This is a genomic window from Azospirillum terrae (genome assembly GCF_053470425.1).
This window is the reverse complement of sequence record NZ_JBPXMR010000005.1, coordinates 355,899-370,416: the sequence shown is the minus strand read 5'-3', so window position 1 is coordinate 370,416 and position 14,518 is coordinate 355,899. Positions and strand designations below refer to the sequence as shown.

General features: G+C 69.7%; 12 protein-coding genes. 4 read left to right on the top strand and 8 right to left on the bottom strand.

The features are described from left to right. Positions 1–34: 34 nt before the first annotated feature. Both ACSVDD_RS16365 and ACSVDD_RS16360 read right to left on the bottom strand, forming a co-directional pair. Positions 35–334: a hypothetical protein gene (locus tag ACSVDD_RS16365; protein ID WP_448190436.1), complete on the bottom strand. Its 300-nt coding sequence runs from the start codon at positions 332–334 to the stop codon at positions 35–37. 174 nt (positions 335–508) lie between these two features. Beyond that, positions 509–898, bottom strand: coding sequence for a HEPN domain-containing protein (locus ACSVDD_RS16360; protein ID WP_448190435.1), 390 nt, complete (start codon positions 896–898; stop codon positions 509–511). Positions 899–1,062: 164 nt separating this feature from the next. On the opposite strand from ACSVDD_RS16360, the gene ACSVDD_RS16355 reads away from it, so the two are divergent. After that, complete coding sequence (locus ACSVDD_RS16355) at positions 1,063–3,042, top strand: methyl-accepting chemotaxis protein (protein ID WP_448190434.1); 1,980 nt, start codon at positions 1,063–1,065, stop codon at positions 3,040–3,042. Between the two features lie 10 nt (positions 3,043–3,052). On the opposite strand, the gene ACSVDD_RS16350 is transcribed toward ACSVDD_RS16355, so the two are convergent. The 3 genes from ACSVDD_RS16350 to ACSVDD_RS16340 all read right to left on the bottom strand — a co-directional run bounded on the left by ACSVDD_RS16350 (position 3,053) and on the right by ACSVDD_RS16340 (position 5,966). Then, positions 3,053–3,901 (bottom strand): GNAT family N-acetyltransferase, encoded by an 849-nt coding sequence (locus ACSVDD_RS16350; protein ID WP_448190433.1) that lies wholly within the window; start codon positions 3,899–3,901, stop codon positions 3,053–3,055. A gap of 65 nt (positions 3,902–3,966) precedes the next feature. After that, positions 3,967–5,112, bottom strand: a complete 1,146-nt coding sequence (locus ACSVDD_RS16345) for a DUF5666 domain-containing protein (RefSeq protein ID WP_448190432.1) — start codon at positions 5,110–5,112, stop codon at positions 3,967–3,969. After that, positions 5,109–5,966 carry a DUF6502 family protein gene (locus tag ACSVDD_RS16340; RefSeq protein WP_448190431.1) on the bottom strand — a complete coding sequence of 286 codons (858 nt, stop codon included), beginning with the start codon at positions 5,964–5,966 and terminating at the stop codon, positions 5,109–5,111. The genes ACSVDD_RS16345 and ACSVDD_RS16340 overlap by 4 nt, the downstream gene beginning before the upstream one ends. A 331-nt stretch (positions 5,967–6,297) precedes the next feature. Here ACSVDD_RS16340 and ACSVDD_RS16335 point away from each other — a divergent pair, with 331 nt between their 5' ends. Both ACSVDD_RS16335 and ACSVDD_RS16330 read left to right on the top strand, forming a co-directional pair. Next, positions 6,298–7,029: a hypothetical protein gene (locus ACSVDD_RS16335; RefSeq protein WP_448190430.1), complete on the top strand. Its 732-nt coding sequence runs from the start codon at positions 6,298–6,300 to the stop codon at positions 7,027–7,029. 113 nt (positions 7,030–7,142) lie between these two features. Further along, the gene (locus ACSVDD_RS16330) at positions 7,143–8,279 is read left to right on the top strand and encodes a PQQ-dependent sugar dehydrogenase (RefSeq protein WP_448190429.1); all 1,137 of its coding nucleotides are present in this window, start codon (positions 7,143–7,145) and stop codon (positions 8,277–8,279) included. Positions 8,280–8,391: 112 nt separating this feature from the next. Here ACSVDD_RS16330 and groL read toward each other — a convergent pair whose 3' ends face one another. Then, entirely contained in the window at positions 8,392–10,035 is a 1,644-nt protein-coding gene (groL, locus tag ACSVDD_RS16325) for a chaperonin GroEL (RefSeq protein ID WP_448190428.1), read from the bottom strand. A 58-nt stretch (positions 10,036–10,093) separates the two neighbouring features. Next, complete coding sequence (gene groES, locus ACSVDD_RS16320; RefSeq protein WP_448190427.1) at positions 10,094–10,384, bottom strand: co-chaperone GroES; 291 nt, start codon at positions 10,382–10,384, stop codon at positions 10,094–10,096. A 277-nt stretch (positions 10,385–10,661) separates the two neighbouring features. Between groES and ACSVDD_RS16315 the strand changes: the two genes are divergently transcribed. Next, positions 10,662–10,925 carry an usg protein gene (locus ACSVDD_RS16315; protein ID WP_448190426.1) on the top strand — a complete coding sequence of 88 codons (264 nt, stop codon included), beginning with the start codon at positions 10,662–10,664 and terminating at the stop codon, positions 10,923–10,925. Between the two features lie 40 nt (positions 10,926–10,965). Here the strand turns inward: ACSVDD_RS16315 and ACSVDD_RS16310 are convergent, their stop codons facing one another. Then, positions 10,966–14,457, bottom strand: a complete 3,492-nt coding sequence (locus ACSVDD_RS16310; RefSeq protein WP_448190425.1) for an FAD-dependent oxidoreductase — start codon at positions 14,455–14,457, stop codon at positions 10,966–10,968. Between the last annotated feature and the right edge of the window lie 61 nt (positions 14,458–14,518).

The window sequence follows — 14,518 nt, the reverse complement described above, 5'->3', positions numbered from 1 at the left end:
CCGCCTGAAGACAAGCAATACGGGATGAACCGTATTACATGCAGGTCGCCTGCGCCGTCATCATGATCTCCACGCCCTTGGCGTGCTTGCTGGTGGCGGCGGCGGCTTCTTCCGCCTTGCCGCTGGTCATGGCGGCGTTCACGGCCTTCATGGCTTCCATGGCGGCGGTGCGGTCGGCGCCGGTCAGCTTGCCCGACGCGCACTTGCAGGACTTGACGGTCTCCGGGGTGCTGACCGAGCCGACGCACAGAGCCTCGAAGTCATCGGCGAAAGCAATCGACGGAGCCGAGACGGCAGTGAAGGCGGCGACGGCGGCAATCATAAGCATGCGCATCTTGAAAAACCTTACAAGCGTTTAGGATGATCGACGGATATGTGAAAATTGTACACGGCGCAATCGAATAATTTCTTGGATTATCGGCCACGGTAACTTCATTCGAAGATTTTTTCAAATTCAGGAAAATTGCATCAATACCCGACATTGGAGCTTGGACTTGGGGGCGCCCAATCAAGGGGCGAGGTGCGCCCGGATGCGGTCCGCCGCGGCGATGGCACCCTCGGCTTGGGCGCGGGAGATCAGCTCGAACGGCGCCACACCGCTGTAGGTGCACTGGCCGCTGAGAATGCCCAGCACCTGCATGAGGTCGCGCGCGTCCTCGACAAGGTCGTCGGACACCGCCACGCCCGCCTCGTCCCGCACGCGGCCCAACAGGAGCAGCAGGTTCTGCGAGCCCAGCACCTTGCCGCCGTGCGCCAGCAGCACCGCCTTGATGGCTCCCTCGGCCGCCTCGCCCGCGGCCCGGCACGCCCAATCGCAGTCGCCCGCGGCCAGCGCGGCGCGCGCGTGTTCCAGATCGTGCGCGGATTGACGCATCCAGGCGGCCGATTTGTCGGACATGCGCTCGCTCCCCGATTCCCTCATCAAGGGCAACGCGGCGGCGGGTTGTCAAGGCGGGCGCGTGCGTTCGAAACCGCGCCAATTTGTCTCAAGTTACTTTGTATATCCGTTAATACATAGATGGTATCACCATCCGGTTTGTGCGTTGGCAATGGAGATGAAGCGTGCGCGACAACGGCCCCGTCACCAACCGGGAAGTGGAGCTCGCCGAGGGCGACCTGATCGTGTCGCGGACCGACCCTAAGGGGAAGATCACCTTCGTCAACAAGGCGTTCGTCGACATCAGCGGCTTCTCGGAAGATGAGCTGATCGGCGCTCCGCACAACATCCTGCGCCACCCGCACATGCCCGCGGGGGCCTTCGCCGATTTGTGGAACACCATCAAGGCCGGGCGCCCGTGGGAAGGTCTGGTCAAGAACCGCACCAAGTCCGGCGACCATTACTGGGTGCGCGCCAACGTCACCCCGGCCATCGAGAACGGCCAGATCACCGGCTACATCTCCATCCGCTCCAAGCCGTCGCGCGCGCAGATCGCCGCGGCGGAACACGTTTATGAGCTGTTCCGCACCGGCCGCGCCGGCAACCTCACCGTTCGTGAAGGTGTCGTGGTGTCGAGTGGGCTGTGGGCGCGCTTCGCCGACACCCGCGCCAGCGTCGTCGGGCGCACCGCCGGGGCGTTCGCGCTGATGGGCGTGCTGCTGGCGGTGGCCGGCGCCTCGACGCAGACCGACACGCTGATGGCGGCGCTGACGGCGGGTGGCGCGCTGGCGCTGGCCGGCGGCCTCGCCGCGCTGGTGCTGGCGACCGTGCGCAGCCCGTTGCGGCGCTTCGAAGATCATCTGGACGCGGTGGCCCGCGGCGAGCTGATGCACGAGGTGGAAACCGAGGCGACCCCGGAATTCCGCCGTCTGGGCGCGCTGCTGCGCACCATGAAGGCGACCATCGCCTATTCGATCCAGGAGCGCGCCGAGCGCGAGCGGCAGGCCGCCGAGGACCGGCGCCGGGCGCTGATGGACATGGCGAACACCGTCGAAAAGGAAGCCGGCGCCGCCGTCGAGCAGGTCGCCGTCCGCACCAAGACGATGGCCCAGGGCGCCGACGTCATGGCCGGCACCGCCGACCGTGTCTCCAACAACTCGCAGGGCGTCGCCGCGGCGGCCGAGGAGGCGCTGGCCAACGCCCAGGCGGTGGCCGCGGCCACCGAGGAGCTGGCGGCCTCCATCCGCGAGATCACCAGCCAAGTCGCGCACGCCGGCTCCGTCACCAAGACGGCGGTGGACGACAGCCGGCAGTCGGAGCAGACCATCGTGTCGCTGTCCGAGGCGGTCGGCCGCATCGGCGAGGTGGCGGGCCTCATTCAGGACATCGCGGCGCAGACCAACCTGCTGGCGCTGAACGCCACCATCGAGGCCGCCCGTGCGGGCGAGGCTGGCAAGGGGTTTGCAGTCGTTGCCGGCGAGGTGAAGAACCTCGCCAACCAGACCGCGCGCTCGACCGAGGAGATCACCCGGCAGATCGCCGAGATCCAGAGCGCCACGAAGAACGCCGTGGCCGCGGTTTCGGGCATCGGCCGCACCATCGCCGACATCGACCACATCTCCGCCTCCATCGCCGCCGCCATGGAGGAGCAGGCCGCCGCCACCCAGGAAATCAGCCGCAACGTGGCCGAAACCAGCGCCGCCGCGCAGGAGGTTGCGTCGCTGATCTCGTCGGTGTCGCGCGACGCCGAGGAGACGCGTGGGCAGGCGTCCGGCGTGCACTCCACCTCCGACGAGGTGGCGGACGGCATCCAGACGCTGCGCCAGGTGCTGGTGCGCATTGTCCGCACCTCGACCAAGGAGACCGACCGCCGCATGTCGACGCGGTACCGCTGCGACGTGTCCTGCACGGTCCGCGGGCCGAGCGGCGAGCAGCGCGGCAAGATCAGCGACTTCTCCGAGGGCGGCGCCACGCTGGTCGGGTTCCAGGGTCTGGCCGAGGGCCACAAGGCGACGCTGCTGGTGCCCGAATACGGCCTGGACGTGCGGTTCGAGGTCTGCTCGACCAGCGCCAACCGCCTGCACGTCCGCTTCCACGAGGTGGAGGAGCGGACGGCCGCCGCGCTGCGTGGCATGCTCGGCCGCATCGGCGGGCGGGCGGCGTAGGGCGGAAGCCCTACCCCAACTCGAAGGTCGTGATTCCGAACACCCGCTCCGCCGCCACCGGGCGCACCGGGGCGGTGTACATGCGGGCGGTCTCGAATACCGGGCGCAGGCCGCGGGATTCGGCCAGGGCGACGGCGGCGGCGTTGGGCTCCGGCACGTCGAGGAACAGCAGGCCGCCGCCCACCGCCGCCGCCAGCGCGTCGAACAGAGTCTCGGCCGCCGCGCGGTCGTCGGCGAACAGCGGGCCGATCTTGCCGCCCTCGCGGCAGGGGCGGACGACCCCCCAGCCGGCCAGCCGGCCGTCGCGCACCAGCGCCAGCGCGTGGTGGCCGGGGGCGGTCGTCCAGGCGCGCAGGAACTCCGGGCGCTCGGCCGGGAAGCACGCGGCGTCGTAGGCCGCCAGGGCGGCGAACGGCACGGACGCGGCGGGGACGACGGTGGGGGCGACGCGCTGCGGGACGGCGACGGGGCCGCCGTAGCGCACGTTGCGGTGCGCCAGGGTGAAGCCGGATTTGCGGTAATTGTCCTGCTGGGCGACCACGCCGTCGAGCCCGACCGCGCGCCCACCGGCGTGCGCCAGACCGGCCCGCCACGTGGCGATCCCGTGGCCGCGCCCGCGCCGGTCGGGCCGGACGATGTACAGGCCGAGGAAAGCGAACGCGTCGCCGTAGTTCACCACCGACACGGCGGACACCGGGGCGCCATCGGCGATGCCGATGAAGAACCCCTGCGGGTCCGCGGCGCGAAAGCAGGCGGCGTCGGCGGGGCCGGGGTTCCAGCCCTCCTCGGCGGCCCATTCGACGATCAGCGCCACCTCGCCAGGTTCGGCCACCCGCACCGTCAGGCCATCGTCCGCCATACAATCCTCCCTTGCCAAGATGCTGCGCCAGGATAGTGGAGGCGGCGGAGCCTTTGAAGCTGCGCTCAGCGCCCGCGCCCACCGCCGCCCGGTCCGCCACGTCCGGCACCGCCCATACCGCCCATGCCGCCGGGACGGCCGGCACCCGACGCGGCACCCAACGCGGCACCGGGTGCGGCGCCCGGCGCGGCGGCACCCGGCGCGGGACCCAACGCGGGACCGGTTGCAGGAGCGGCGGCTCGGCCGGCGCCCGGCGGGCCGCCCAGGCCAGGGGCGGCGGTCGTGCCGATGCCCGGCGCCGAGGCCGAACGGCCGGGGCTCAGGACGCCGAGGCTGTCCACCGCGCCCTCCACAACGATGCGGCCGCTCTTGGCAATGGGCGCCGCCAGCGCGGCTCCGCCCGCCACCGGGCGACCGGCCGTGTCGACGAAAACCTCCACCGACAGGGCGCGGATCGCGGCGCCGAAGGGGTTCAGCGGGTCGGGCGCGGCCTCCGTCGCGAACACCCCGTCGGAGCCCAAGCGACCGGCGGCGCGCACGGATTGGCCGGGCTCCGGCGCCGCGACGCCCGGCGCCAGCCGCGCGGTGAGGCCGGGCAGCGCCAGCGTGCCCGGCGCGGACGGGCCGGCACTGCCGCGCAGCAGCCAGCCGCGCGCCGCGTCCCAGGGCTCGATGCGGCCGGCGGCGATGCTGCCGTCCGGGCGGCGCAGGCCCGACACCGCCACCCAGACACCCGGCCGCGGCTCCACCGCCAGCAGGGCGCCGCCGGACTCGACGCGCTGGCCGAGCACGGTCAACACACCGTCGCGCGCCGTCTCGACCGGGCCGGCGACGGCGTAGCGCACCTCGACCGTCGCCGCGGAAAAGTCCATTCCGGCGTCCGCCGGGCCGGCGGTCACCGCCACCACGTGGCCGAGCTGCACGGCGCTGGCCGGGACCGGGTGACCCTCGATGCGGACGGCGGCCGAGGGGGGCAGCGCTACCTCCAGGCCGTTGACCCAGATGCTGCCGAAGGCGGTGACGGTGCCGACGATGCCGGTTCCGCCGATGCCGCGGTCGGCGGTTCGGATGCCGGTGCCGCCGATGCCGCGGTCGGCGCTGCGAATCCCCGTGCCGCCGATGCCACGGTCGGCGGTGCGGTTCGTCACGTCGGCGCCGCACGCCGCCAACAGCGCGCCGGCCAGCAGGCCGATCAGCCGCCGGCGGCTCACGGTTTGTCCTCCGGCGTTGGGTCGTCCGGCGCGCTGTAGGTGTAGAGCCCGGCGGTGAAGCGCTGTTTGGGGGCCGCGGAGAAGGCGTCGTGGGCGCTCAGCTCGTTCGCACGGCGGTTGAGGTGCACCAGCAGCTCCATGCCCAGCCGCTCGGCCTCGGTCCGCAGCTCCTCGATGGAGCGGAGCGACAGGCCGTCGTGGAACATGGCGCGCTCCAGGAAGGGCGGCGTGCCGCCCATCAGATTGTGCCCCGCCGCCGCCGCGTGGTCGGCGAGGTTGCGGCCGTAATAATGCGCAAGCTTGTTCAGGTCGCCATGCGGCAGATGCGCGCTGGCCGCCAGATCCAGCAGCCCGTCATCGCGCTCGCGCACCAGTTCGGCGCGCAGCAGTTCGTCCAGCAGGGCGCGCGGGCGGATGTCCTTGCTGATGCCGGCGACCAGTGCCTCGAACGACGGTTCGGCTCCGGCGCGCGGCAGCGGCAGCGGTGCGCCGTCCGGCGCGCGGAACGCCGAGTCGCCCAGCCAGCGCGCCACCACCTGCGCGGCCAGCGACGGCGACGCGGCGACCGCCTCCTGCGCCGGGGCGGGCTGGTCGCGCAGGCGGCTGACGTCCTTGCGGTGCACGCCGGTCAGCAGGGTGACGCGGCTGTCGGTCATCGGCCGGCCGGGCAGTGCGCAGTCGCGCTCCGCCACGTCCACGTACACGCCCTTCAGCAGCGTCGCCAGCGTCGGGAAGGTGATCCCGTAGTGGATCAGCACCCGCACCAGCGGCCGCAGCACGCGGCGCACCGCGCCCAGCACCGCGGGCGGCGGGCCGGGGGTGTCGTCGGGCGCTGGGAGGCGGTCGTCGGGCATGGGGTGCGGTTCAGCCGTGGGAAGCTTGCCCACAGAATATCGCATCGGCGGCGGCGGGGAAGCGAAAAGCGATTGACGTGGGAAATTATCACACGCACTCTGAAGTGGCGATGTGGGAAAACATCCCACAAACCGACGAGAGGAGACGACCGATGCCCATGCGCCCACAGACCACCCAGCAGAACGGCTTCCAGTCCGGCCCGCAAAACGGCGGGCGGTTTACCGGTGGCCAGCAGACGGGTACTCAGCAGATCACCGGAACCCAGCAGACGGGGCAGACCCAGGACTCGCCCCCCAGACGCAGCCCGATCCCACCCAGCGCGACACCGCGATGGTCACGTGGCTGGATGAGGTGATCACGGCCGGCGGCGTCACCGCCGACGCGGCCGACGTGACCCGGCTGCAAAAGGCCGCCGACCATCTGGCCGAGGTGATCGCCGCCAACGGCACCGAACTGGCCCCGGACCAGGAGAAGCCGCTCTCCGCCCTGGCGCGCGACTTGCGGCAGGTGTCCCAGAACGGCGACCGCACGCTGACCAACGCCAACGCCGACTCCAAGACGCTGCTCGGCCAGTCGGAAACCCGGTTGCAGGAATTCCTGGATGCCCAGGGGGACCAGCTGACGGACGCGGCTAAGACCCTGCTGACCGGCGCGCTGGCGACCATCGAAACGGTCTACGCCGACGGCGTGGTCTCGACGGCCGAGCGCACCAGCGTCGCCAGCGCCGCCGACGCGGTGTGCAGCGTGCTGAAGAACGACTTCGTCAAGCTGTCCACCACCGGTCTGGCGGCGTTGCAGGATCAGTCGGACGATCTGAACCTGCTGATCGACGACGGCTTCCTGTCCCTCGACGCCGACCAGCTGACGGCGGCCAAAACCGCCGACACCGCCCTGCACGCGCTGCTGTCGGGAGGCGGCGACACCGAGCGCACCGCCGCGCACGAGGCCATGACGGCCCTGCATGAGGTGTTGGCGGGGGCGATCACCGATCTGGCGAACCCGGCCGACGAGTTGCTCAAGCGCGGCCAGACCGGCGGCAGCGGCGACCTCTTCATTGTCTGATCCTCCGCGGCCGTCTCCCGTGCCGGGTGCCCCTCTCCGGTACGGGAAAGCGGCTTGCGCGCCGCGCGGTGCGGCCTACCTTCCGCTTGGGATAGCGAACAGGGGAGGACTCCATGCGCACCGCCGCCGTGGCCGCGATGATCCTGGCTTTGACGGGCGTGGGCGAGGCCGGCGCCGTCGATCAGGTCTTCAAGACGGAAAAGGCGACGCTCCGCGTGACCACCGTCGCCGGCGGGCTGGAACATCCCTGGGGGCTGGTGTTCCTGCCCGGCGGCGGGATGCTGGTGACCGAGCGGCCGGGTCGGTTGCGGCTGGTCTCGGCTGCGGGCGCGGTGTCCGAACCGCTGGCCGGCGTGCCGAAGGTGGACGCGCGGGGGCAGGGTGGGTTGCTCGACGTGGCGCTGGACCCCGATTTCACGCGCAACCGGCTCGTCTATCTCAGCTTCGCCGAGCCGGGGGAGGGCGGCAACTCCACCGCCGTGGCGCGCGGCACGCTCAGCGACGATGCGCGGGCGCTGGTCAATGTGCGGGTGATCTTCTCGCAGAAGCCCAAGGTGCAGAGCCGGCTGCACTTCGGCTCGCGGCTGGTGTTCGACCGGGCGGGAAACCTGTTCGTTACGCTGGGCGAACGCTCGGAGCCGCAGTTCCGCGTCCACGCGCAGGATCTGACCACGCATCTGGGCAAGGTGGTGCGCATCCGCCCGGACGGCTCGGTGCCGCCGGACAACCCGTTCGTCGGCCGCCAGGACGCGTTGCCGGAGATCTGGTCCTATGGGCACCGCAATTCGCAGGGGGCCGCGCTGCACCCGGTGACCGGAGCGCTGTGGACCAGCGAGCACGGCCCGCGCGGTGGCGACGAGATCAACATCCCGCAGCCGGGGAAGAACTACGGCTGGCCGGTGGTGTCCTACGGCGTCAATTACGACGGCACGCCGGTGGGAACCGGCCAGCAGAAGGCGCCGGGGATGGAGGATCCCATCTATTATTGGACTCCGGTGATCGCCGCGTCGGGGCTGACCTTCTACACCGCCGATGCGGTGCCGGGCTGGAAGGGTAATCTGTTCAGCGGCGGGCTGGTGTGCACCTGCGCCGTGCGCCTGGAACTGGACGGCACGCGGGTGGTGCGCGAGGAGCGGTTGTTCAAGGAGTTGGGCAAGCGCATCCGCGACGTGGTCCAGGGGCCGGATGGGGCGCTGTACCTGCTGACGGATGAGTCGCGGGGGGAGATCCTGCGGGCGGGGAACAACTGAGTTCCGGGTGTGGAGAGCTAAATTCCGTGTGAACCCTGTTGTCCCCAAAGAAAAAGGGGCGCCCCCAATCGGAGGCGCCCCTTCCCTTACAACGTCGTCGGATGACGTGAGCTTAGAAGCCCATGTCGTCCATGCCGCCCATGCCGCCCGGCATGCCGGCCGGCGGGGCCTTCTTCTCAGGCTTCTCGGCGACCATCGCCTCGGTGGTGATCAGCAGGCCGGCGACCGAGGCCGCGTCCTGCAGGGCGGTGCGAACCACCTTCACCGGGTCGATGATGCCCGCCTTCACCAGATCGCAGAACTCGCCCTTCTGCGCATCGTAGCCGAAGTTGCTGTCCTTCTGGTCCAGCAGCTTGCCGACCACGATCGAGCCGTCGGTGCCCGCGTTGTAGGCGATCTGACGGACCGGGGCCTGCAGGGCGCGGCGAACGATCTCGATGCCGACGCGCTGCTCGTCATTGGTCGGCTTCAGGGCGTCCAGGGCCTTGGTGGCGTACAGCAGCGCGGTGCCGCCGCCGGCGACGATGCCCTCTTCCACCGCGGCGCGGGTGGCGTGCATGGCGTCGTCAACGCGGTCCTTGCGCTCCTTCACCTCGACCTCGGTCGCACCGCCGACGCGCAGGACGGCGACGCCGCCGGCCAGCTTCGCCAGACGCTCCTGGAGCTTCTCGCGGTCGTAGTCGGAGGTGGTCTCTTCGATCTGGGCGCGGATCTGGCCGGTGCGGGCCTCGATGTCGGCCTTCTCGCCGGCGCCATCGACGATCGTGGTGTTCTCCTTGGTGATCTGGACGCGCTTGGCGGTGCCGAGCATGTCGATGGTCACGTTCTCGAGCTTGATGCCGAGATCCTCGGAGATCACCTGACCGCCGGTCAGGATGGCGATGTCTTCCAGCATGGCCTTGCGGCGGTCACCGAAGCCCGGCGCCTTCACGGCGGCGACCTTCAGGCCACCACGCAGCTTGTTCACGACCAGGGTCGCCAGGGCCTCGCCCTCGACGTCCTCGGCGATGATCAGCAGCGGGCGCGACGACTGCACGACCGACTCGAGAACCGGCAGCAGAGCCTGGAGGCCCGACAGCTTCTTCTCGTGCAGCAGGATGTACGGGCTGTCCAGCTCGCAGGTCATCTTGTCGGCGTTGGTGATGAAGTACGGCGACAGGTAGCCGCGGTCGAACTGCATGCCCTCGACGACGTCCAGCTCGGTCTCGAGGCTCTTGGACTCCTCGACCGTGATGACGCCCTCGTTGCCGACCTTGCCCATGGCTTCGGCGATCTTCTGACCGATCTCGGTCTCGCCGTTGGCGGAGATGGTGCCGACCTGGGCGATTTCCTCGTTGGTCGTGACCTTCTTGGCGCGGCTCTTGATGTCGTTCACGACGGTCTCGACCGCGAGGTCGATGCCGCGCTTCAGGTCCATCGGGTTCAGGCCGGCGGCCACCGACTTCACGCCCTCGCGGACGATGGCCTGGGCCAGAACGGTCGCGGTGGTGGTGCCGTCGCCGGCCAGGTCGTTCGTCTTCGACGCGACCTCACGCACCATCTGCGCGCCCATGTTCTCGAACTTGTCGGCGAGCTCGATCTCCTTGGCGACGGTGACGCCGTCCTTGGTGATGCGGGGAGCGCCGAACGACTTCTCGATGACGACGTTGCGGCCCTTCGGACCCAGCGTGACCTTCACAGCGTCGGCCAGGATGTCCACGCCGCGCAGCATCTTCTCGCGGGCGGAGGCGGAGAACTTGACTTCCTTGGCAGCCATAGGCTCGATTCCTCTGAATTCAGATCGTAGGGATAAGGACGGGAATGGACGTGAAGCCTCAGGCCTCGATAACGCCCATGATGTCGGATTCCTTCATGATCAGGAAATCCTCGCCGTCGATCTTCACCTCGGTGCCCGACCACTTGCCGAACAGGACGCGGTCATTGGCCTTCACGTCGAGCGCGACAACCTTGCCGGCCTCGTCACGAGCGCCGGGGCCGACCGCGATCACCTGACCCTCTTGCGGCTTTTCCTTCGCCGTGTCGGGGATGATGATGCCGCCCTTGGTCTTGGTGTCGGACTCGATGCGCTTGACGACGACGCGGTCGTGCAGCGGACGGAACTTCATGTGCGTGCCTCCATGAAAGGCTCAAAGGAATTTGGGTTTCGGGCGTTGTTAGCACTCTCGCCCGGTGAGTGCCAGACAGCTAATCGAAGCGCCGCCGCGATTCAAGAGGGTCGTTCGGAGATTTGCGCAAAAAGCTGGCAGCAATCGCTGAGGGTTGCTGCTAACCTGTTGATTGGGAACCGTTTTTCCTGATTGCGCGTTGACTCGTCAGGCGGCACGCCTTCGGGCGGGGACGAGAGGGGCCGCCGCCGGACGCAACCACCACGCAGGTGCGCGCATGACCGATCTGGCCCGCCAACTCCGGGATTACCGCCTGACCACGGCGGAAATCCTCTACCACATGCCCGACCATCCCGCCCTGTTGCAGAGCTTCATCTGGCAGGATCTCGATCTGGCGCCGGAGTACCCGGTGCTGAAGCGGTTCCTCGACTACTGGCAGCGCAACCTGGACGGCCCGCTGCACTCGGTCACGCTGGCAAGCATGGGGATCGTCACGCCCGGCGAGGTCCGGCTGGTCGCCGCCGAATTCCGCCTGCACTGACCGGTGTGACGGCCGCAGGTCCAGCTAGAACCGCCGCCGTTTACCGCCGCGTCCCCATCTGGCGCAGGCAGCGGTCGATCCACTGGGCGGTCAGTTTTTCCTGCACGGCGTTCTGCCTCAGCCGGTCGTTGAGGTTGGCGAAGTCCACGCGGTCGAGGTTCTGGTCCTGGTTGAAGCAGGAGAACACCACGCTCTCCTCGCCCGTCACCGGATCGCGGTGGCGTTGCAGGCACTGGGCGCAGATCTCCTTCATCATGCACTGCATGGGGGAGTTGATCGATCCGATGCCGATATGATCCGGCTTCAGATAGGGCTTCAGCACGCCGTGCCGCGCCGCGCCCACCGCCGCCATCATGCGGTCGGAGCCGATGGCGATGATGCGATCCACCGCGGACAGGGGGATGTCCGCCTCGCCCAGTTCACCCGCGGCGTAGGCGCGCATGGCCTCGACGATGTTGCCGACGATGGTCTTGTCGTGCGCGCGGGTGGGCTCGAAGCCCGGTGCCTCGTCGCTGCACCAGATGACGCGGTCGGCCGCCGCCTCGATCTGATCGACCTTGTAACGGTCGATCAGCTTCTTGTAGCCGGCGAAGTAGACCACCCGGCAGCCCTTGGCCCGCGCCGCCTGTCCGATGGAGAACAAGACCGCGTTGCCGAGGCCGCCGCCCACGAGGCAGACCGTCTCGCCCGCCTCCACCTCGGTCGGCGTGCCGGTCGGGCCCATGACGATGACGGGATCGCCGGTCTTCAGCGTCGCGCACAGGTCGGACGAGCCGCCCATCTCCAGCACGATCATCGACAACAGGCCGCGCGCCTTGTCCACCCAGGCGCCGGTCAGGGCCAAGCCCTCCATGGCCAGCGTCGTGTTGCCCACCCGATAAGACAGCGTCTCGAAATTTTGCAGGCGGTAGAACTGTCCGGGTTCGAAACGACGGGCGGCGGCAGGGGCCTTCACCACCACTTCGACGATGGTGGGCGTCAGGCGGTGCACGGCGTGCACGCTGGCGCGCAGATCGTGGTTGAGAATCTGGGCCAATCGCTCCGGCGCCACCGCGGTGGGGGAACGCTTTTCCAGCACGCGGCTGACCACCGGGTAGCCGCGCTTCGCCCCGCCCATGGCCTTCACCACGTTGCCGGAGAAGGACGGGTGCAGGTCGCCGAAGAAGGACAGGAAGCGCCCGTCCGCCGCCCTGGTCATCAGAACGTGCGCGGCGGCGGGCTTGGGTGTGCGCTCCGGCTTGACCGGGGTGCCGTCCTCGTCCACGGCGCGGAAGGTGCGGCCGTCCATCTCCACCCACTCCGGCTCCTCGCGGGCCAGCACGGTGTTGGGCTGGGTGCCGGCGGCGATCAGGATGGTGCGGGCGGGGATGGTGATATCCACCGCGGCCGGCGCGACCACGCCGTCCGGGCCGACCGGGTCGTGGGCGAGGTGCAGGGCCTTGGCGGCTCCCGTCTCGTCCATCTCCACGGCGCGCGGGGTGACGCACTCCAGGAAGCGGATGCCCTCTGCGAGGCCGTGCGCCACCTCCTCGTGGTTCAGCGTGTAGCTCGGCGCGTCGATCAGCCGGCGTCGGTAGGCGATGGTCGCCCCGCCCCAGGACTCCAGAAGTTCGCTCAGCCGTGGGGCGCGGGCCTCGGCGGTGGCGGCGGCGCGCTCCTCGCGGAGGACGCGGGCGTGGGTGAGGAACTCGTCGGCGAGCGTCGTCTCGTCCGGGGTCCAGCGGGCGCGCACCATGGCTTCGCCGCGCTCGGCCGACAGCGTCTCGTAGCGGGCGAGGAACTTCTCGACCTGGACGGGGTAGTAGGCCAATGATTCCGTAGCCGTATCGATTGCGGTCAGGCCGCCGCCGATCACCACGATGGGCAGGCGGACCTGAAGGTTGGCGATGGACTCGGTCTTCGCCGCCCCGGTCAGCTGCAAGGCCATCAGGAAGTCCGACGCCTGCCGCACGCCGCGCGCCAAGCCGTTCTTCATGGGCACGACGGTCGGCTTGCCGGCGCCCATGCACAGCGCGATGTGGTCGAAGCCCTGCTCGAACGCGTCGTCGATGGTCAGCGTGCCGCCGAAGCGCACGCCGCCGATGATGGTCATGCAGGTCCGCCGCTCCAGCAGCAGGCGGATCACCTTCAGGAAGTTCTTGTTCCAGCGCACGGTGATGCCGTACTCGGCCACCCCGCCGAAGCCGGCCATGACGCGCTCGTCGAGCCGGTCGTAGAGGTCGTGCACGTCGCGGATCGGCCGGAAGCCCACCCGCGTGCCGCTGGGCAGAACGCCGGACAGATCGGCCGGCAGCGGCTCGATCTTCAACCCGTCGATGCCGACCACGGCGTGCCCGTCGTTCATCAGGTGGTGCGCCAGCGTGAAACCGGCCGGGCCAAGGCCCACCACCAGCACCTTGTAGCCGCTGGCCGCCTTCATCACCGGGCGGCGCACGTCGAGCGGGTTCCAGCGGGTGAGCAGGCTGTAGATCTCGAAGCCCCAGGGCAGCTCCAGCACGTCCTTCAGCGTGCGCGTCTCGGCCTGCGGGATGTCGACGGGGTCCTGCTTCTGATAGATGCAGGCTTTCATGCAGTCGTTGCAGATCCGGTGCCCGGTGGCGGCGCACATGGGGTTGTCCACCACGACCGCGGCCAGCGCGCCGATCGGCACCCCCTCGGCCTTGAGGGTGTGCATCTCCGAGATCTTCTCATCGAGCGGGCAGCCGTGCAGCGTCACGCCGAACGCGCTCTTGGCGGTGCCGCCGGTCTTACGGTCGGGCAGGCCCTTGGAGCAGCTGTCCTTGCCCTGGTTGTGGCACCAGATGCAGTAGTTCGCCTCGTCCAGCGCGCCCTTCAGGTCGGTGCCGGCGTCGGTGAGGTGGAAGCCCTGGCGGGCGTGGCAGTGCTCCTCCGGCGCGCGGGCCATGGGGGCGCCGTGCACCTCCTCGACCGCCAGCGGCACGAGGTGCAGCGGGTCGGTCTTGTGCGGCACCTGAAACAGAACGCCGGCGCCGTGCCTGGCGCGGCCGGCCTCGGCGAACACCGCCCAGGCGGCGTAGCGGGCGGCGGTGTCCAACTGCTCGGCATGGTCCGCCTCCGCATCCATCCAGGCGAGCACCTGGCGGGCGAAACCCATGTCGGTCAGCGGTTCGCCAAGCCAATCCTCCAGCCGCGCGGCCAGCTCGGCGCCGTCGAGCGCGGCCACGTCGTCGGGCTTCACCGCCTTGGCGGCGCGGCGCTGCACGAACAGGCGTTTGGCGGCGTAGAGCGGGGCCAGTTCGTGATGGCGGGCGCGCAGATCGTCCAGCGCGGCGCGGATGCCGAACAGCTGGCCGATGAAGTCTTCGACATGCGGGGCCACGGCGATCAGCAGGTCGCTTTCGGCCTTGGGTTCCCGCGAGTCCGGTGCGGTGCGGGCGGCCTCCAGACGGGAGGCCAGGGCGGCGTCGGCCTCGGCGAGGTGGCCGAGGAACGCGCGGTCCACCCGCAGCAGCCCCTCCCGCCCGTACAGATCCGCGAAGTCGAGGCCGAAGCCGAGCGTAAGATCCGTCATCGCTGCCCTTGGGGGCTGTTCGCCCCAAATCATTGGTCGCACTGTTGATTTGTAACATTCC

Bases quoted from the DNA above. Each gene is read 5' to 3' on its own strand.
- ACSVDD_RS16365 (WP_448190436.1), bottom strand. From the start codon at position 334: ATGCGCATGCTTATGATTGCCGCCGTCGCCGCCTTCACTGCCGTCTCG.
- ACSVDD_RS16360 (WP_448190435.1), bottom strand. From the start codon at position 898: ATGTCCGACAAATCGGCCGCCTGGATGCGTCAATCCGCGCACGATCTG.
- ACSVDD_RS16350 (WP_448190433.1), bottom strand. From the start codon at position 3,901: ATGGCGGACGATGGCCTGACGGTGCGGGTGGCCGAACCTGGCGAGGTG.
- ACSVDD_RS16340 (WP_448190431.1), bottom strand. From the start codon at position 5,966: ATGCCCGACGACCGCCTCCCAGCGCCCGACGACACCCCCGGCCCGCCG.
- ACSVDD_RS16335 (WP_448190430.1), top strand. From the start codon at position 6,298: ATGGTCACGTGGCTGGATGAGGTGATCACGGCCGGCGGCGTCACCGCC.
- ACSVDD_RS16330 (WP_448190429.1), top strand. From the start codon at position 7,143: ATGCGCACCGCCGCCGTGGCCGCGATGATCCTGGCTTTGACGGGCGTG.
- groL (WP_448190428.1), bottom strand. From the start codon at position 10,035: ATGGCTGCCAAGGAAGTCAAGTTCTCCGCCTCCGCCCGCGAGAAGATG.
- groES (WP_448190427.1), bottom strand. From the start codon at position 10,384: ATGAAGTTCCGTCCGCTGCACGACCGCGTCGTCGTCAAGCGCATCGAG.
- ACSVDD_RS16315 (WP_448190426.1), top strand. From the start codon at position 10,662: ATGACCGATCTGGCCCGCCAACTCCGGGATTACCGCCTGACCACGGCG.
- ACSVDD_RS16310 (WP_448190425.1), bottom strand. From the start codon at position 14,457: ATGACGGATCTTACGCTCGGCTTCGGCCTCGACTTCGCGGATCTGTAC.